This is a genomic window from Candidatus Sulfurimonas baltica (genome assembly GCF_015265455.1).
GTDB classification, from domain to species: domain Bacteria; phylum Campylobacterota; class Campylobacteria; order Campylobacterales; family Sulfurimonadaceae; genus Sulfurimonas; species Sulfurimonas baltica.
In genome coordinates, this window is record NZ_CP054492.1 from 580,354 (window position 1) to 599,196 (window position 18,843).

Below are 18,843 nucleotides of genomic sequence, written 5' to 3' on the forward strand. Positions count from 1 at the left end.
CTTTTTTAATCTTAAATTAGTTTTTCAATATTCAATTATTATATAAAATATAAAAGCAAATAATCAACTTAATATTATATTAACTTTATTTGATTATATTACGCTACTTAAACATATATATTATAACAATTTTAGGAGATGACATGAGAGCTTCATGGGTAAATAAGCGAGAAAATGATTCCGTAAGGACTCAGATGTATTATGCAAAAAAAGGCATAATAACTGAGGAGATGGAATACGTTGCAAAAATAGAAGATTTAGCTCCTGAATTGGTTCGTAGCGAAATTGCAAGAGGAAGATTGATAATCCCGGCAAACATTAATCATACAACGCTAGAGCCTATGGCGATAGGTATAGCTGCAAAATGTAAAATAAATGCAAATATTGGCTCATCTGCAATAGCATCTGATGTTCAAGGTGAAGTAGAAAAAATGCAAGTTTCTCAACATTATAAAGCAGACACAGCAATGGATCTTTCAACTGGCGGTGATTTGGATGAAATCCGTAAAGCTGTAATAAATGCATCAAAAATACCTATTGGAACAGTGCCAATTTACCAAATACTTCATGATGTAGGCAATAAAATAGAGGATTTAAGTATAGAGGTTATGCTTGAAGTTTTAGAGCGCCAAGCAAAGCAAGGGGTAAGCTATTTTACTATTCACGCAGGCTTCTTGTTGGAAACTATGCCAAAAATAGCAAAAAGAAAAATGGGAATTGTAAGTCGCGGCGGATCTTTAATGGCTGCTTGGATGATGCACTATCATAGAGAAAATCCATTTTATACAGCTTATGATGAAATTTTAGATATTTGTGCAAAGTATGATGTTGCACTAAGTCTTGGTGATTCACTACGTCCTGGTTGTTTAGCAGATGCTTCTGATGATGCACAGCTAGGTGAGCTTAAAGTGTTGGGTGAGCTCACACTTCGAGCTTGGGAAAAAAATGTCCAAGTTATGATTGAAGGGCCAGGGCATGTACCTCTCAATCAAATAGAGCGTAATATGAAACTCCAACGTGAACTTTGTCATGAGGCACCTTTTTATATCCTCGGACCATTAGTAACAGATATCGCTGCTGGATATGACCATATCTCATCAGCTATTGGTGCAGCGGTTGGAGGATGGCATGGCGCTAGTATGTTATGTTATGTGACACCAAAAGAGCACTTGGGCCTTCCAAATGCCAATGATGTGCGTGAAGGGATAATCGCCTATAAAATTGCTGCTCATGCTGCAGATATTGCTCGCGGGCGCAAAGGTGCGAGAGATATTGATGATGCAATGAGTGATGCTAGATATAATTTCAACTGGGAAAAACAGTTTGAACTTGCACTTGATGGTGAGAGAGCTAGAGAGTACCATGATGAAACTCTTCCTCAGGATGTTTTTAAAGAGGCAGAGTTTTGTTCAATGTGTGGACCTAAATTTTGTTCTTATAAAATAACTCAAAGTATTATGGATAATCCTGAAGCAATTGAGAAGATTGCACAGGAAGTAAAAGAGAGAGATGCTAAAGAGGCTTTAGAAGCGCAAACAGCTTAAAAAAATTAATTAATTTAAATGGGACTATTTTTGTCTTATTTAGATGTGCTATAGTTCTAAAATTATGAAATAAATTAAAGGAAAAAATATAATGACTAGTGAAATTGTGAATTCAGCACTATCAAAAGTTTTGTATCCAGGGTTTACCAAGGATATTGTAACTTTTGGTTTTGTTAATAGTATTGAGATAAACGGAAATGACGTAAGTTTTACAGTAGATATAACATCAAGCGCTCCAGAAGTTGCAAACCAGATAAAAGACGATGCAACAGAGGAGCTTAAAGCAGTAGGTGCAGGAAATATTACTATAAATATTAAATCTCCAAAAATGCCTGAAGCGCCAAAGCCAAAAAGTAAAAATTTAGCTCCACATATTAAAAACTTCTTAATGGTTAGTTCTGGAAAGGGCGGCGTTGGAAAATCTACTACATCTGTAAATATTGCTATTGCTCTTGCAGCACAAGGTAAAAAAGTGGGTATCTTAGATGCTGATATATACGGGCCAAATATTCCTCGTATGTTAGGGGTTTCAAATATTAAACCAGAAGTTACAGGAAACAAAGTTCTTCCTATTAAGGCCTACGGGATTGAGATGATGTCTATGGGATCACTTATGGAAGATGGCCAGTCATTAATGTGGCGTGGTGCTATGATTATGAAAGCAATAGAGCAATTCTTAAGAGATATTCTTTGGAGTGAGCTTGATGTGCTAGTTATTGATATGCCTCCTGGAACTGGTGATGCACAACTTACTTTAGCTCAAAGTGTGCCAGTAACAGCCGGTCTTACCGTAACAACGCCTCAGTCTGTTTCTCTTGATGACTCTCGTCGTTCATTAGACATGTTTAGAAAATTAAATATCCCTATAGCAGGAATTATTGAAAATATGAGTGGCTTTATAGCTCCAGATACTGGTGTTGAGTATGATATCTTTGGCAAAGGAACTTCTGGGCCAATGGCTGAAGAGTTTAATACTAAGATTATTGCAGAGATTCCAATTGAGCCTAGTATTAGAACTGGTGGAGATGAAGGTAAACCAATTACTTTTGTCAATCCAACTTCAGAGAGTGCAAAACGTTATATGGCTGCCGCTGAGTCTATTTGGGCTACTATTGAAGCTGTTAATGCAAATGGTGGTGCTAGCAACGAGAGCGTTCAGCCGACTACACCTCCTGGTGTATCTGCTTGTAGTATGTAAAAAATAAATAAGCACAGAGACTAAAGGAAGTGAATAAGTTCACTTCCTTTTTTAACGTTCGTCTTGTTCTACCCTTGACTTAATTTTAATAAAACTTCTCGTCATTCTCATTCATCTCATTCATTTCATCTTGGTATTCAACTATTTTGTTTCGGCCTGTATTTTTTGCTTTATATAAAGCTATATCAGCAAACTTAATACATTTCCATATAGTGTCACCGTCAGTAGGCAGCTTAGCAATACCAATACTTATAGTTTTCTTTAGCTTTTCGTTATTTACGTCAAATGATAGGGCAGAAAAATTTGAGTGTATTTTCTCAGCAACAGCCAATGTGCCTTCCGCAGTGGAATTTTGAAGCATTACCACAAACTCTTCACCACCATAACGTATAGCTAAATCTGCCTCGCGAATAGACTCTTTTAATACTTTTGAAAGAGCGACAATTACCATATCTCCTACATCGTGTCCATACTCATCATTAACCATTTTGAAGAAGTCAATATCAATCATCATAACACTGTATGTATGTTGGTTTCTTTCAGCCTGACTCATAAGCTTATCTATAAACTCTTCTAAAAATCTTCTGTTATATAGTCCAGTCATTCCATCACGAAGAGATGTGTCTCTTAGTTTTTCCATTAAGATTTGACTCTCTATAACAGGCTTAGCAGCTTCAAGATAGTGTTTAATACTTGATACGTGAGTTTTCATCTTTTCTACTTCATCTATATTGTCTGATGTCATTGAAACTACAAGTGAGATATCATGGTTAATAGTAAAAGGTATACAAACATAGTGAATATTGCTATTTACACATGCCTGACAAAGGTTTGGAAACTCTGTAGATATTGTTACACTATTTGTTCTGAATGCTCTACATACTGATGAGTCATTATTTTTTCTGTTAAAGCAAATGCTCTCATCACCCTCTGTTGTAAATACTAAACATCTCTCTGATGTTACATTATTTATTTCGAAAAATGCAAAATGCCCTACATGATATTTTAGTTTTATAATATCAACAAGCCTTGTATATACATCTTCTTTTGATGCATCAAGCTCAATAGTCTTTTTAAATTTATAAATATCTGATAGCTCGTTTATGATAGTCTTAGCTTCATGAAGTGGATCACCGCTTGATATGCTGCCGCTTGAAACACTCCCTTGAGGTATAAAGGTTGCAAGGTTGTATTTAATATTTCCAAAAGTTTCTTGCATCTTACCAAAGAGTGAATTCATCCTATCTACAATATTTTTTGCATCACCACCTATGCTCGTGGTAAAATTATGTGTAAAATCTCCGCTGTATGCTTTTTTAATTCCTGCTTGGAGATTTGTAAAAAGTTTTGTATAAGGTGTTACATAGTGTCTAATTAAAAATAGTGCTATTGTTAAAAATATCAAATTAATTGCAAATATTTTTAACATAGTTAGAAGACCGCTTGTTCTTAAATCACTAACATCGAACTCCATACTAATTGCACCAAGGGTGTCGCCAAACTTAACTTCATGACAGTTAAGACAGTTGTCCTGAACACCAGTGCTAGTTGCATTATAAGGGATAGTTACTCTTAGAGTAATCTGATCGGTATGTTCTATGATTTTTCGTACCATTTTACCGGTTCTTAAAACTTCTTTATCTATATCATCTCTAATAGTTTCATTGACAAATCCACTGCCATACTGCTTCTTTACATTCTCGCTTCTAAGTAGCCATAATGATTTGATCTTATCATTATTTGATATTTGGTCTAAGAAATACTGTCTTTGAGGCATTATCCCATTTACCATGTGAGCCGTAAGCCCATCTCTAACAATATTTGCAGTCAAGTTCGACTTCTCAATTGCACCCTTAAGGCTATAGCTTCTAAAGTTTAGTGCTACATTGATAATTGTCGCTGTCATTAGAGCAAGTAGCATAAGAGCTACTATTATAAGAAGTTTAGTCTTTGCGGTCATATAAATCACTTTTAGTAGAGTTTATTTTTTATATACTACCTAAGTGTATATAAATTTAATATGAAATTTTAATTATTTATTCAACTGTAACACTTTTTGCTAAATTTCTTGGCATATCAACATCATTTCCAAGTCGTATAGATATCTCAAGTGAGAGAAGTTGTACAACTATCATCATCTCAAAAAACTCCAACATATAGTCTTTACATGTAGAGATTTTAATGAAATCATCAGCTTTATCAAACTCTTTCGAGCTTATAGCACAAATAGTAGAGTCTCTTGCACTAAGCTCCTCTACGTTACTTTTAGATTTTTCATAGTGAAGATGCTCTGGAAGCAGGGCAATTGTAAATAGTTCTGGATCTGCTAGTGCTATTGGACCATGTTTCATCTCTCCAGAAGGATAACCCTCTGCGTGAAGATATGAAATCTCTTTAAGTTTGAGCGCACCCTCAAGGGCAAGAGGAAAAAATACGTCTCTGCCAATAAAGAAAAAGCCATGACCATGAAGATATCTTTTAGATAATCTTTTTATTCGCTCATGCATATCATCTGTAACTTTAAGATGTGAAGGGACCTCTCTTAAAAGTTTTATCTGCCTTGATATCTCTTGTGTACTAAGAGAGTTTTTTAATTTTGCTATGTGCAGAGTTAACATCCAAAAGACAGTTACCTGAGTGGCAAAAGCTTTTGTAGAGGCAACACCTTTTTCTATTCCTGCTCTTGTTAATATAGTTGCATCTGCCAGCCTTACCATTGATGAGTTGTCAACATTGCAGATAACTAAAGTTTTTAGACCAGCTTTTTTTGCCATTTTAAGAGTCTCTAAAGTGTCAGCTGTCTCTCCACTTTGAGAAATTACAACAAAGAGAGTATCTTTAGTCATTATTGGCTCTCTATATCTAAACTCGCTCGCTATCTCTAGTGAAGTTTTTATTTTTGCATAACGTTCAAAAAGGTACGATGCAGTCATTGCGGCATGGTATGAAGTTCCGCATGCACAAAGTTTTATCTCATTTATACCGTCAAAAAGGTTTTTATCAATCTCATCAAATATAACCTCCTCATCGCTTAACCTTCCCATTAATGTGTCTGAAACTACACTTGTTTGTTCGTAAATCTCTTTTTCCATAAAAAATCGAAAACCATCTTTTTGAGCTGATAATTTATTTTGTGAAAGTATAGAAAATATTGGTTCTCTCTTTGCTCCGTCTTTGTCAAAAATAGCAATCTCATCACATGATACATACCCGTAATCACCATCTTCAAAGTAGTTTACCTCTGTACAGTGACCAATAAGAGGGGTGTCAGAAGAGGCGAAATATTTTTCATTCTCACTATTTTTTCCAACCAGCATAGGTGAGCCATGTTTTGCATAAAATATTGTATTTGGCTCAGATTTTGTCACAAGTAAAATAGCGTAAGCACCACTTAACTCGTTTATAGTTTTGGAAAAAGCTTCAAAAGCACTCTTTGATGATTTTAGATTTTTTTCAAATTGATGAACTATCACTTCTGTATCTGTTTGGCTTAAAAACTTTACACCACTGCTTATAAGCTCTTTTTTTAGCTCAGCATAGTTCTCTATGATTCCATTGTGGACTACATAAGAGCTATCCCCAAGGTGTGGATGCGCATTTATCTCTGTTGGTTTTCCGTGAGTTGCCCATCTAGTATGGCCAATTCCCGCGGCAAGACCTTTTGTAGAGTAATTTTTAGTTTTTTCTTCCAGGTTTACTAGTTTTCCAACAGCTTTAAAGTTGGAAAAGTTTCCGTTTTCAAGAACTGCTATTCCAGCTGAATCATAACCGCGATACTCCAGCTCTTTAAGACCATCTAGTAAAATTTCTTTTGTGTTCTTTTCCCCTAAGTATCCTACGATTCCACACATTTAATTGCCTTTTGTTAATAATTGATAAATTTTTTCGACATTATTGCATATTTCGTTTTGTTTTTCCATTAAGAAGCTATCTCTAACCCTGTGCTTAGTGCTGTGAATTTTTGCTGTTACAATATTTATATGCAGCTGTTCAAAGCAGTTCATTATATATGCTAACAGCCCTCTTTGGTTTTGTGTGTTTACAGCGAGTTCTGCATGTGTGAGTGAGTGCTCACAATCGATATTAATCTCATCTTTAGATATATTTACATTTTTCAACTCTACATGTAGATTCATATCAAAAGCATTTTTAACAATCTCTTCTAGTTCAATCGCTTCATTTCCGCTAACGTTATGGATAAACTCTATTTTGAAATATTTAACTCCGTCAAAGAGTGTGAAAATCTCCATAGAGGCAACGTCAAGATGGCTTAAAGTTGCTAAGAGGTAACCAATGTTAAGCGGTATTTTTCTATATATCTCTATGCTTAGGGATGTATTTGTATGTATTGAGTAGGCATATTCTTTGGTATTGTTTGCTTTTATGGCAATTTTAATTATGTCCAGTGGAGTGTGTTTAAAAAAGAAAAGATTAGATTCAACACGAAGCAGCTTATTTTGCAGAGGCTTTGGCAACTCTAAAAACTCTTGAACTTTTTGGACACGTTTTTCTATATTCATTCTTTTAGTTGCATCTGTTATTCTGCCGACATTTTGCGCTACTTCTAGGGCACTATTGTATAAATCACGAAGAAGTTTTGAGCTGAAGTTGTTGTAAACATCTACACCTACTCCGTTAATATCCGCATATGTTAATACATAGAGAAGTTTTAAATTTTTAACATCCTGAATATTTGACATAAATTTATATAGAACTTTTTCATTGTGAATATTTTGTTTAAAAGCAACACTGCTCATGGTTACATGTTGCTTCACCAATGTTATTGCTCTCTCAATAAGTTCATCTTTTATTTTTACTTTTTTCATAAAAGGGACTATAAGTTTTGCTCCAACTTCACTATGGTCTTGTTTTCTTCCTTTTCCTGTATCGTGAAAAAGGGTTACTATTTTCACAAGCAGTTTTTCGTCATCGCTAAGCTCATCATATAGACTCTGAATAAAAGGCTCTCTAATGCTTTCTAATGCCTGAACACATTTAAGGGAATGTATGTCTACTGGATACTGATGGTATCCGTCAAACTGCGGCAAGTGAAGAACTTTTTTAAAGTTTAAAAATAGGTGGTGAAGTATTCCCGCATCATAAAACAATTTTAAAAAACAGTACATGTGCTGTTTTTTAAAAAGTTCTTTTAATAGTGAATAGGTCTTTGAATTCAGCGGATGAGATATTTTTGTATAAGTGAGTTGGTTTAAAAATCCGGCATCAAAGTGGTAGAACTTATCCGGAAGTGATACTAAAATTTCCAAAAGAGAGTTGATAGGTTGTATTTTTAAGTGATATGAAGCATAGATTCTGTCGTCAAGTGCGTATATACCCATGCTAATGCGGTTTTTTCTAAATTTTGCCACTAATGAGATGTCGGTGATAAAAACACGAACCATTTTTTTAACAAAGATTTGAGTAAAGTTACTGATTCTCCATTGCGCCTCAAGAACTTTTGTTGCCATTTTCTGCTGGTTGTTAAATCCAAGCATACGACTCACTTGAGGAATGTGTTCCAACAAAAGCCTGTCCTCCTGTTTTTTGGCAATAAGATGCAGGGCACTCCTTACTCTAAAAAGTAGCTCCAGTGCAATTCTGTAATCTCTGTACTCATCTTCGGAATAGACAACTCCGGTTAAATCTTTTAAGCTTGTTACCCCATATATAGTCTGCGCAACCCAAAAAATAAGGTTTGCGTCGCGGAGTCCGCCTACACTCTCTTTTATGTTCGGCTGCATAGAGTTTGGATATTTTTTGCGTCTTATTTGCGCCTCTTCAATCTTTGCCAGTATAAAACCTTTTTGGTTATGAAGCCTGATTCTGTTAAGTTCTTTTGTCGTTGCATGCCAGGCAAAGTTTGAACCTGTTACAAATCTGGCTTCCATAAGCGAGGTTCTGATTGTAACATCTTCATTGCTGGCTCTAAAGAGATCGCCGATTTCGTGAACTCTATGCCCTAGTTTTAGTCCCGAATCGAGCGCTAGATAAAAAAGTTTTTCTATAATGAGTTCGCTGTTAAATCCATCAACTTTCTCATAAACGATAAGCAAATCAATATCGCTATGGACGCATAACTGCTCTCTTCCGTAGCTTCCCAGGGCAACGATGGCTATAGGGATTGAGCTTCGCATAGGTATATAGTTTCCAAATACCCTTCTTAAAACTGTTTTATACATTAAAGAGAGAATAGAATCCAGTTTTTTTGAATGGCGAACTAAAAAATCTTTCCCTTGACTCTTTTCAAATAGCCCACTCAAAGATGTTTTATATTCATTTATGTAGGATTTAAAAAGTTTTGAAAGCTCAAAATCACTGCCGTTTTTTTCTATAATATCTTCAATCTGTAGCACTATGTCCAAATGTGGTATCCTAATTTTTTTACTATTATAATCAAATTCAATTAATTTGATATAATCTCTGCGATTAAATATTAGACAAAATTAAGGAACACTATTATGAGTATAACAAAAAGAGTAACTTTTATTGCAAAAGAGGGGAGTGAAGCTAAAATGAAAGAGCTTTTAACAGCTATGGTAGCACCATCGAAGGTAGAGGATGGATGTATCTTTTATGACATTTTTGTATATGAAAATAACCCAAGAAAATTTATGGCTGTAGAGAGCTGGAGAGATGAAAAAGCTCTGGACGGACATAAAGCAACAGAACATTATGCTGTTTACAAAAGCAGTTATGAGCCATATTGTGAAAAAAAATACAGTGACGAATTAGAAATTTTAGGCTAATAATTTGAGCTACTTAATGGCCATAGATGCCGGGACCGGAAGCATAAGGGCGGTAATATTTGATACCAAAGGGAACCAGATAAGTTCCGCTCAAAAAGAGTGGAGCCATTTAGAAGAACCAAATGTGCCAAACAGTATGAGTTTTGATTTTGATAAAAACTGGCTCCTTACATGTAGCTGCATAAAAGAGTCGCTAGCCGGTGCAAATTTAAACGGCGATGATATTCTGGCTCTTAGTGCAACGAGCATGCGTGAGGGGATTGTCCTTTATGATAAAGAGGGCAGAGAGTTGTGGGCTGTCGCAAATGTTGACGCAAGGGCTGACAAAGAGGTTCGGTATCTAAAAGAGAATTTCGCAGGAATTGAAGAGGAGTTTTACCAAAAGTCGGGACAAACCTTTGCTTTGGGTGCGCTTCCACGAATTATGTGGCTTAAGAACAATCGACCTGAAGTTTACGAAAAAGTTGCAAATATCTCAATGATTGGTGATTGGATTTTGGCTCGTTTAAGCGGAGTGATTGCGACTGATCCAAGTAACGGCGGAACTACAGGGATATTCTCTTTAAAAAATCGAGACTGGGTACCTGAGATGGCTAAAATGGTTGGAATTAAAGATGATATATTTCCTAAAACTTTGGAAGTCGGAACTCTTATGGGAAGTGTTACAAAAGAGGCTTCACATGTAACAGGATTATCAACCGACACAAAAGTAGTTATGGGTGGTGGCGATGTACAGCTTGGCTCTGCCGGATTAGGTGTTGTCGAACTTTGGCAGGTGGCAATTTTAGGCGGTTCGTTCTGGCAGCAGGTTGTAAATATAAAGAGTGATACTAAAGTACCCGATGATATGAGCATAAGAGTAAATCCACATGTTATCCCTAACCAGTCCCAAGCCGAAGGGATTACATTTTTCAGCGGTTTGGTAATGAGATGGTTTAGAGATGCTTTTTGTGATATGGAAAAACTTGAGGCGAAAGAGCAAGGTTTGGATGTATACACTATTTTAGAGCAAAAGGCCAAAGATGTTCCAGTAGGCTCGTACGGAATTTTACCTATTTTCTCAGATAGTATGAAGTATGGGAAGTGGTATCACGCAGCTCCTAGTTTTTTAAACCTTACTCTTGACCCTGAAGTTTGCAACCGCGCATCAATGTTCAGAAGTTTGCAAGAAAACGCTGCTATAGTCTCAAGCATAAATCTTGACAAGATTAGAGAGTTTACAAACATAACAATCGACGAAATAGTTTTTGCCGGCGGTGCAAGCAAAGGGGAACTCTGGTCTCAAATAGTTGCAGATGTAACTGGATGCAGAGTTAAGATTCCACGTGTCACAGAAGCAACAGCTTTAGGTGCAGCGATGGCTGCGGGAGTCGGTGCAGGAGTATATGAAAGTATAGCCAGTGCGGCAAAAAAATTGGTTGTGTGGGACAAAGTTTACGAGCCGAATATGGCAAATAAAAAAGTGTATGATGATATAAAATTTAAATGGCAAACTGCATATGAAGCACAATTAAAGTTGGTTGATGATAATATCACGTCTTCAATGTGGAGAGCACCTGGTTTGTAGCCAAAATTAAAAGGTGTTTTCTGAACTAGTCTATCTGGATATTCAGATGGACTGATAATAATTCAAGGAATAAAATGTATTTATTTACAAGTGAAGTAGTTAGCCCTGGGCATCCGGATAAAGTAGCAGATATAATTGCAGATAGTATAGTTGATAAGCTAATTATTGGTGATCCAAAGTCAAGAGTAGCATCGGAAGTATTTGTTGCAGGTAAGCATGTAATTATCGGTGGTGAAGTTACATCAAAGACTAAAGTTTCTATTGAGGATTATAAAAAAATCGCAATAGATGCTCTTATAAAAATTGGTTATGACGGAAATAAAAACTTTACTCATAAAGAGTGTCTGTATCCTGAAGATGTAGATGTGCAGGTGCTTTTAAATCGTCAAAGCCCGGATATCAATCAAGGTGTAGACCAAGAAGATGGCGAGACTGGTGCCGGCGATCAGGGTATTATGTTTGGTTACGCCGATATTGAGACAAATAACTTTATGCCAAGTGCGATTACTTACGCAAGAATGCTGATGGAAAAAGTTTATCACTACGCTTTAGCTCATCCACACAAACTAGGCGTTGATATTAAAACTCAGGTGACGATGGATTACGGGATAAAAGCAAACTTTGAAGAGTGTGAACCAAAAAAGATTCATACAATCGTAGTTTCAGCTCCATGTGTCTCTACTATGAATATTGAGACTGTACGTGAGCTTATCTTAGACCTAATTATTGACACTGGCTTGCCTAAAAATCTTTTTAATCCTCATGATTGTATTATTCACATCAACCCAACAGGAAAGTATGTTTCTCACTCTCCGCTTCACGATAGCGGTTTAACTGGTAGAAAGCTGATAGTTGATAGTTTTGGCGGATATGCACCAATCGGCGGAGGGGCACAAAGCTCAAAAGATTACACAAAGGTTGACAGAAGCGGACTTTATGCAGGGCGTTATATCGCTAAACATATTGTTGCAGCGGGTTTAGCTAAAAAAGCTATAGTGCAGTTATCTTATGCGATTGGTGTTGCAAAACCGACTTCTGTTGCAGTCGATACATGTGGAACGGTTATAGACGGACTTGACGATGATAAATTATCTGCTTTTGTTCAGGACAACTTCTCTTTGACTCCAAATTGGATTACAAAGAAGTTTGCTCTTGACAAGCCAAGCGAAGAGACTTTTCTTTATGCAGATGTTGCAGCTCGCGGACAAGTTGGTCAAAGTGATTACCCATGGGAAAAACTTGACGAACTTGAAAAATTCGAGGCTCTAAAATAAATTAAACATAGCTCAAGGTGTCAATTTTGCAGTACACAGTATTTTTGGATATTATTGGCACAATAGCTTTTGCTCTCTCTGGTTATATATTAGCAGCAAAAGCGAAGTATGACATTTTAGGGATTCTAGTAATTGCATTTATCACCGCTTTTGGCGGTGGAGTTGTTAGAGATTTGCTAGTTGACAGAATGCCATATATATTTCACAAGACATATCCGATTACGATTGTAGTTATTACGATTATTGCTGCATATATATTTAAACTGCATAAAAACACTACGCTGACACACAATTTTGTTTTTATAATTAGTGACAGCATAGGACTTAGTATATTTGCTTTTACCGGTGCCATAGTTGCTTTGGAGTCTGGTTTTAATTTAGCAGGTATAATGTTTTTGTCTTTTTTAACTGCTGTCGGCGGCGGTATTATCAGAGACATGATTATGAACAAGGTCCCTTTTGTTTTAAAAAACGATTTTTATGGAACAGTCGCTTTTATCTTGGGTTTTTTAGTCTGGTTACTCTCAACCTTAAACCTGCTAAATTCACTCTCTACGATAATACTTTTGATTTTTGGAGTCATTATGAGATTGATGGCAATAAAATTTAAGTGGAAACTCCCTAAACTAATATGAAAAAAGGCAATAAATTGAATATTAAAGAAAAAGTTTTAGCAAGAAAGCGAATAGATTTTGATGAAGCTTTAGCGCTTTATGAGATGGATCTTTTTGAAATCGGTGAACTCGCAGATAAAATTAGACAAGAGAAACACGGTAAAAAGACATACTTTAATATAAACCGCCATATAAACCCTACAAATGTATGTGCCGATGTTTGCAAGTTTTGCGCTTACAGTGCGACAAGAAAAAATCCAAATCAGTACACTATGAGTCATGATGAGATAATGGATGTTGTTAAAGATATTGACTCACGCGGCGCCAAAGAGGTTCATATAGTCTCAGCCCACAACCCCAACACAGGTTTAGATTGGTACTTGGAAATTTTTAAAAAGATTAAAACCGCTTATCCGCATCTACATGTAAAGGCATTGACTGCTGCTGAGGTTGATTTTTTATCCCGTGAGTATGGTAAAAGTTATGATGAGATTATAGACCTTATGGTTGAGAATGGTGTGGACTCTATGCCAGGAGGCGGTGCTGAGATTTTTGATGAGAAGGTTCGTGAGTATATCTGTAAAGGTAAGGTTACTTCGCAGCAGTGGCTGGACATACATGAAAAGTGGCATGGACGTGGTAAAAAGAGTAATGTTACTATGCTTTTTGGACATGTAGAGAGCAGAGCAAATCGCATAGACCATATGATGAGAATACGAGAGCTTCAGGATAAGACAGGCGGTTTTAACTGCTTTATTCCACTTGTGTATCAGACTGAAAACAACTACTTAAAAGTTGATAAATTTATAACAGCAAATGAAATTTTAAAGACCATGGCTATTAGCCGTATAGTTTTGGATAATGTACCACATCTTAAAGCATACTGGGTTACATCAACTGTAAATTTAGCCTTGGTTGCCCAAGAGTTCGGAGCAAATGATCTCGACGGTACAATAGAAAAAGAGTCTATAAACTCCGCTGCCGGAGCTGCAAGTGCAAATGGCGTTAAGCTTGAGGATTTTACCGCACTTATTAAAAACAGCGGTTTTATACCAGTTGAGAGAGACAGCGTTTACAATGAAATAAAAGCTTGGTAGCGGTAGATTATGGATATATCGGTTGTAATTCCAACTTATAACCGATATGAAGTTCTTCAAAGGGCTTTAGCTTCCGTTTACTCCCAAACTCATAAGCCAAAAGAGGTCATTGTTATAGATGATGGCTCTAATGATGAAACCTCACAAATCAAAAAATTGTTTCCACAAGTCAAATATATTTACCAAAAAAACACAGGTGTTTCAAGTGCAAGAAATTTGGGGATAAAAAACTCTACATGTAACTGGATTACATTTTTAGATTCCGACGATGAGTGGCATAAAGATAAATTAGCTCTACATGTGGAGTTCCATAAAAATAATAGAGATATTTTAATGAGTTACACGGACGAGAAGTGGATTAGAGACGGAATTGAAGTAAAAATACCTAAAAAGTTTCATAAGTTTGGCGGAGATATATTTGAAAAGTGTTTGTCTCACTGCATAATAGCCCCATCAGCTGCCATGATGCATATTGACTTGATAAACAGAGTTGGACTATTTGATGAGAGTTTAGAGGTTTGTGAAGATTATGAGATGTGGCTTAGAGTTACATGTAGAGATAAAGTTGGCTTGATAGATGAAAAACTCATTACCAAATATGGCAGAAGCGATGACCAGCTAAGTGTGAAGTTTTGGGGAATGGACAGATTTAGGGTGCAAGCTCTGGAGAAACTTTTGAGCTTGGAGTTACATTTAGAGCAAAAAAACCTGCTAAGAGAAACTTTAGTAAAAAAATATAGCGTACTCCTAAAAGGGGCTATAAAATATGATAAAATGTTGGACATTGAAGAGTATAAAATTAAAATAGAGAGATACAGATTTGAATAAATTAACGCAAGAGACAAAATTAACACTAGTTTATATACTAGTAGCATTCGCTTTTTCAGTAGCAATGCGGATGATTTGGATGTATCAGTTTAACGGTTATGAGCCTTTTATGTTTAATGGGCAGTTTATGATAAACACAAATGATGGCTATTTTTATGCAGAGGGTGCGAGAGATATCCTCAGCGGAATAACTCAGGACAACGACCTCTCTCCTGTTGCTTCTGCCGGCTCACAGCTTACCGCATTTTTTGCTTATATTTTACCTTTTTCTTTTGAGACTGTAATCCTTTTTATGCCGGTTTTTTTAAGCTCGCTTGTAGTCGTTCCAATAGTGCTGATTGCCAGAGGTTTAAACAATTTAGAGATGGGCTTGGTAGCTGCACTTTTAGCATCTATTGCCTGGAGTTACTATAACCGAACTTTGATTGGGTACTACGATACAGATATGTTAAACATTGTACTCCCTATGTTTTTGCTCTGGTCTATTATATGGGCTGTTAAAACAAACAAAGATATTTATCTTATTATAACGGCTCTGGATATCATGGTGTACAGATGGTGGTATCCTCAAAGTTATGCTTTAGAGTTTTCATTTTTTGGATTAATACTTTTTTATACCCTTGTTTGGGATAGAAAAAATCTTTACAACTATAAACTCTTGGCAATAATGATGTTTGCTATGATTGGTTTAGATGGCTTTATAAGATTTCCTTTAGTTTTAGTTGTATATTACATGTTTAAACAAGAGAGATACCAAAAATATATCTACCATGTTTTCGCTCTCTCGGTGGTTGCATTTTTTGCAACTGGAGGGTTTGACCCAATCTGGAACCAGTTAAAAGGGTATGTTTTTAAAGATGCCGTAATCGTAGGAAAAGATGGTCTTAAACTTCATTTTTACTCAGTTATGCAGACTGTTAGAGAAGCGGGACAGATCCCTTTTGAGACATTTGCAAACCGCATAAGCGGGCACAGTGTCACATTTGTACTCTCGGTTATTGGTTATATATATTTGGCATATAGATATAAGATTATGCTGCTAGCTCTTCCTATGATAGGACTAGGTTTTCTGGCTAGTGTCGGTGGTCTAAGATTTACCATCTATGCAGTTCCTGTTTTAGCCTTTGGTATAGCTTTTTTAATCACAGAAATTGCACGCTTAATGCCAACCAAGAAGCTAAAAGTCTTAAGCACAGTAGCTTTTACTTTAATGATTTTGTATCCAAACTACAAACATATAGAAGCTTACAGAGTACCTACTGTTTTTAATGCAGAGGAAGTTAGTGTTTTAGACAAATTAAAAACAGTTGCCGACAGAGAAGATTATGTAGTCTCTTGGTGGGATTATGGATATCCGCTAAGATACTACAGTGATGTAAAAACACTTGTAGATGGTGGAAAGCACAGTGGAAGTGTAAATTTCCCGGTAAGTTTTATACTTACTAATCCTCAGGATGTTTCAGCAAAAATGGCTAGACTCGATGTTGAGTATACAGAAAAAACCTTTAAGTTTAGAGAAGAGAATAAAGAGCGTATAAAAAATAAAGAAGTTAAAGTTTTCTCAAATATAGAGCAGATGACAACAGATTATGGTTTTAAAGATACAAATGACTTTTTACTCTCAATGCAAACAGATATGAAGCTTCCAGATAAAACAAGAGATATATATCTTTATTTACCGTTTAGAATGTTAGAGATTTACCCAACAGTAAATATGTTCTCAAATATGAACTTGATGAGCGGAGAGATGAAACAGCCGCCACTGTTTTTTGTAAGTAAAAATTTTAAACAAAATCAAAATATAATTGACTTGGGCAGAGGTGTTTTGCTTGACTTACAAGGGCAAAGTTTAAATATTGGAAATAATAAAATGCCAATAAAAAGATTTGTAAAAACAGCTTACGATAAAGATATGAAACTGCAAAAAGAGGTGAGTATCTCAAACTTTATGGCAAATATAAGTGTTGTTTTTATGTCAAACTACAACACTTTTTTAGTCCTTGATGAGCAGACGTACAACTCACTCTATATTCAACTGATGGTGCTTGAGGAATATGATAAAACACTATTTGAGCAAATTTTAGCAACTCCTCAAGCAAAGGTATATAAACTTAAGATATAATAATAAAAAAAATTATAATTAAACCATCTGTTTAGAGAATAGGCTAGATTCCAAATCAAGTTTGGAATGACGAGCTTTTTGTTTGAAGTGACGAGTTTTTGTTTGGAATGACGAGCTTTTTGTTTGAAGTGACGTCCCCTTCGTCACCCTGAACTTGATTCAGGGTCTAATTGAGTAATTATTCATAGTTTTAATATATTAAGGTTAATAAATGTCAAAAAATAATACCAAGATTAGAAAGTGCCTTTTTCCTGCAGCCGGCTACGGGACAAGATTCCTCCCAGCAACAAAAGCGATACCTAAAGAGATGCTCCCCGTACTTACAAAACCACTTTTGCAGTATGGAGTAGAAGAGGCGATTACTGCAGGTATAGAGACTATGGCAATTGTAACAGGACGCGGAAAACGTGCTATAGAGGATCATTTTGATATATCTTACGAGCTTGAACATCAGATAAAGGGTACATCTAAAGAGCACTATCTAACAGAGATAAGAAAAGTGATAACAAATTGTACTTTTTCATACACTAGACAGATTGAGATGAAGGGTCTAGGTCATGCAATCCTTAGCGGAGAGACTCTTATCGGAGATGAGCCGTTTGCAGTAATACTCGCAGATGATTTATGTGACAATGAGGGCGAGTCAGTTCTTTTACAAATGACAAAACTATATGAAAAGTATAAGTGCTCTATAGTTGCAGTAGAAGAGATTCCTATGAACGAGACAAATAAATACGGCGTTATAGCCGGAGACCCACTAGAAGAGTCTATTTTGAGAGTTACAAATATGGTTGAGAAGCCAGACCCAAAAGATGCCCCATCCAACTTGGCTATTATTGGCAGATATATTTTAACACCTGATATTTTTGACATCATTAGAGATACAAAACCTGGAAAAGGTGGAGAGATACAGATAACCGATGCACTTTTAACACAGGCAAAAGAGGGAAGAGTAATAGCGTACAAGTTTAAAGGGACAAGATTTGATTGTGGTTCTGTAGACGGTTTTGTTGAAGCAACAAACTATTTTTACGACAAAAGCAAATCATAAAAATATGAAACTTATTTTACTTATTTTTTTATTTTCATCTCTGTTCGCATCAAAGCCAGAGATATTTCTTTTAAATAAATATAGTGAAGATATAAATGTGACATCGTGGTATATGAGCGAGAAACTTGACGGTGTAAGAGCCTACTGGGACGGAAATAGATTAATATCCAGATCAGGCAAAATTTTTTCGGCTCCGGCATTTTTTACAAAAGAGTTTCCAAAACACAAACTAGACGGAGAGCTTTGGAGCAAAAGAGGCGATTTTTCAAATATCTCGTCCATCGTAAATCAGCAAAAGCCTCATAGCGGTTGGAAAAATTTAACTTACAATGTTTTTGAAGTCCCAGATATGCAAGGAGATTTTTTACAGAGGTTAGCGACAGTTAAAAGTAAAACAAAATATTTAAAGACTATAAAACAAATTAGAGTAAAAGACAAGAAACATTTAAAGGAGTTTTTAAAATCTGTTGAAGAAAAAGGTGGAGAGGGTGTGGTAGTTCGCAATGGAGAGCTTTCATACTATACAGGAAGAGACAACAACGCTTTAAAGGTTAAAAGTTATATAGATGAAGAGTGCGAAGTTATCGGCTATAAAAAAGGGCAAGGAAAATACGAGAATCAGACTGGCTCAATCTCCTGTAAGATGAAAAATACGCAGGTTATAAATATTGGGAGCGGTTTTAACGATTACCAAAGAGCAAACCCTCCAAAAATAGGTGCTATAATAACATTTAAGTATTACGGCTTAACATCAAATGGCAGGCCCAGGTTTCCTGTTTTTTTATATACTAGAGAGTAAAGG

General features: G+C 35.9%; 14 protein-coding genes. 11 read left to right on the forward strand and 3 right to left on the reverse strand.

What is annotated here, in order from left to right; genetic code table 11:
• Nucleotides 1-143 precede the first annotated feature (143 nt).
• Both thiC and HUE88_RS02905 read left to right on the forward strand, forming a co-directional pair.
• Complete coding sequence (gene thiC / locus HUE88_RS02900; RefSeq protein WP_194370881.1) at nucleotides 144-1,544, forward strand: phosphomethylpyrimidine synthase ThiC; 1,401 nt, start codon at nucleotides 144-146, stop codon at nucleotides 1,542-1,544.
• Between the two features lie 91 nt (nucleotides 1,545-1,635).
• Nucleotides 1,636-2,742 (forward strand): Mrp/NBP35 family ATP-binding protein, encoded by a 1,107-nt coding sequence (locus HUE88_RS02905; RefSeq protein WP_194370883.1) that lies wholly within the window; start codon nucleotides 1,636-1,638, stop codon nucleotides 2,740-2,742.
• An 85-nt stretch (nucleotides 2,743-2,827) separates the two neighbouring features.
• On the opposite strand, the gene HUE88_RS02910 is transcribed toward HUE88_RS02905, so the two are convergent.
• The 3 genes from HUE88_RS02910 to HUE88_RS02920 all read right to left on the reverse strand — a co-directional run bounded on the left by HUE88_RS02910 (nucleotide 2,828) and on the right by HUE88_RS02920 (nucleotide 9,095).
• Nucleotides 2,828-4,702, reverse strand: coding sequence for a GGDEF domain-containing protein (locus tag HUE88_RS02910; protein ID WP_194370885.1), 1,875 nt, complete (start codon nucleotides 4,700-4,702; stop codon nucleotides 2,828-2,830).
• Between the two features lie 76 nt (nucleotides 4,703-4,778).
• A complete protein-coding gene (gene glmS, locus HUE88_RS02915; protein WP_194370887.1) occupies nucleotides 4,779-6,593 on the reverse strand; it encodes a glutamine--fructose-6-phosphate transaminase (isomerizing) in 1,815 nt (604 codons plus the stop codon).
• Complete coding sequence (locus HUE88_RS02920; RefSeq protein ID WP_229860185.1) at nucleotides 6,594-9,095, reverse strand: [protein-PII] uridylyltransferase family protein; 2,502 nt, start codon at nucleotides 9,093-9,095, stop codon at nucleotides 6,594-6,596.
• Between the two features lie 105 nt (nucleotides 9,096-9,200).
• Here HUE88_RS02920 and HUE88_RS02925 point away from each other — a divergent pair, with 105 nt between their 5' ends.
• The 9 genes from HUE88_RS02925 (at nucleotide 9,201) to HUE88_RS02965 (ending at nucleotide 18,840) form a co-directional block, all read left to right on the forward strand.
• The gene (locus HUE88_RS02925; protein WP_194370891.1) at nucleotides 9,201-9,488 is read left to right on the forward strand and encodes a putative quinol monooxygenase; all 288 of its coding nucleotides are present in this window, start codon (nucleotides 9,201-9,203) and stop codon (nucleotides 9,486-9,488) included.
• A 4-nt stretch (nucleotides 9,489-9,492) separates the two neighbouring features.
• Complete coding sequence (lsrK, locus tag HUE88_RS02930; RefSeq protein WP_194370893.1) at nucleotides 9,493-11,055, forward strand: autoinducer-2 kinase; 1,563 nt, start codon at nucleotides 9,493-9,495, stop codon at nucleotides 11,053-11,055.
• Nucleotides 11,056-11,129: 74 nt separating this feature from the next.
• Nucleotides 11,130-12,329 (forward strand): methionine adenosyltransferase, encoded by a 1,200-nt coding sequence (gene metK / locus HUE88_RS02935; RefSeq protein WP_194370895.1) that lies wholly within the window; start codon nucleotides 11,130-11,132, stop codon nucleotides 12,327-12,329.
• A gap of 26 nt (nucleotides 12,330-12,355) precedes the next feature.
• Nucleotides 12,356-12,964 (forward strand): trimeric intracellular cation channel family protein, encoded by a 609-nt coding sequence (locus tag HUE88_RS02940; RefSeq protein ID WP_194370897.1) that lies wholly within the window; start codon nucleotides 12,356-12,358, stop codon nucleotides 12,962-12,964.
• The gene (mqnE, locus tag HUE88_RS02945; protein ID WP_430733190.1) at nucleotides 12,961-14,040 is read left to right on the forward strand and encodes an aminofutalosine synthase MqnE; all 1,080 of its coding nucleotides are present in this window, start codon (nucleotides 12,961-12,963) and stop codon (nucleotides 14,038-14,040) included. Before HUE88_RS02940 ends, mqnE begins: the two co-directional genes overlap by 4 nt.
• Nucleotides 14,041-14,049: 9 nt before the next feature.
• Nucleotides 14,050-14,868 (forward strand): glycosyltransferase family 2 protein, encoded by an 819-nt coding sequence (locus HUE88_RS02950; protein ID WP_194370901.1) that lies wholly within the window; start codon nucleotides 14,050-14,052, stop codon nucleotides 14,866-14,868.
• Nucleotides 14,861-16,990 carry an STT3 domain-containing protein gene (locus HUE88_RS02955; RefSeq protein WP_194370903.1) on the forward strand — a complete coding sequence of 710 codons (2,130 nt, stop codon included), beginning with the start codon at nucleotides 14,861-14,863 and terminating at the stop codon, nucleotides 16,988-16,990. Before HUE88_RS02950 ends, HUE88_RS02955 begins: the two co-directional genes overlap by 8 nt.
• 211 nt (nucleotides 16,991-17,201) lie before the next feature.
• The gene (gene galU / locus HUE88_RS02960) at nucleotides 17,202-18,041 is read left to right on the forward strand and encodes a UTP--glucose-1-phosphate uridylyltransferase GalU (protein WP_194370905.1); all 840 of its coding nucleotides are present in this window, start codon (nucleotides 17,202-17,204) and stop codon (nucleotides 18,039-18,041) included.
• A gap of 4 nt (nucleotides 18,042-18,045) precedes the next feature.
• Nucleotides 18,046-18,840: a DNA ligase gene (locus HUE88_RS02965; protein ID WP_194370907.1), complete on the forward strand. Its 795-nt coding sequence runs from the start codon at nucleotides 18,046-18,048 to the stop codon at nucleotides 18,838-18,840.
• Nucleotides 18,841-18,843: the final 3 nt, after the last annotated feature.

Bases quoted from the DNA above. Each gene is read 5' to 3' on its own strand.
- thiC (WP_194370881.1), top strand. From the start codon at position 144: ATGAGAGCTTCATGGGTAAATAAGCGAGAAAATGATTCCGTAAGGACT.
- HUE88_RS02905 (WP_194370883.1), top strand. From the start codon at position 1,636: ATGACTAGTGAAATTGTGAATTCAGCACTATCAAAAGTTTTGTATCCA.
- HUE88_RS02910 (WP_194370885.1), bottom strand. From the start codon at position 4,702: ATGACCGCAAAGACTAAACTTCTTATAATAGTAGCTCTTATGCTACTT.
- glmS (WP_194370887.1), bottom strand. From the start codon at position 6,593: ATGTGTGGAATCGTAGGATACTTAGGGGAAAAGAACACAAAAGAAATT.
- HUE88_RS02925 (WP_194370891.1), top strand. From the start codon at position 9,201: ATGAGTATAACAAAAAGAGTAACTTTTATTGCAAAAGAGGGGAGTGAA.
- metK (WP_194370895.1), top strand. From the start codon at position 11,130: ATGTATTTATTTACAAGTGAAGTAGTTAGCCCTGGGCATCCGGATAAA.
- mqnE (WP_430733190.1), top strand. From the start codon at position 12,961: ATGAAAAAAGGCAATAAATTGAATATTAAAGAAAAAGTTTTAGCAAGA.
- HUE88_RS02950 (WP_194370901.1), top strand. From the start codon at position 14,050: ATGGATATATCGGTTGTAATTCCAACTTATAACCGATATGAAGTTCTT.
- galU (WP_194370905.1), top strand. From the start codon at position 17,202: ATGTCAAAAAATAATACCAAGATTAGAAAGTGCCTTTTTCCTGCAGCC.
- HUE88_RS02965 (WP_194370907.1), top strand. From the start codon at position 18,046: ATGAAACTTATTTTACTTATTTTTTTATTTTCATCTCTGTTCGCATCA.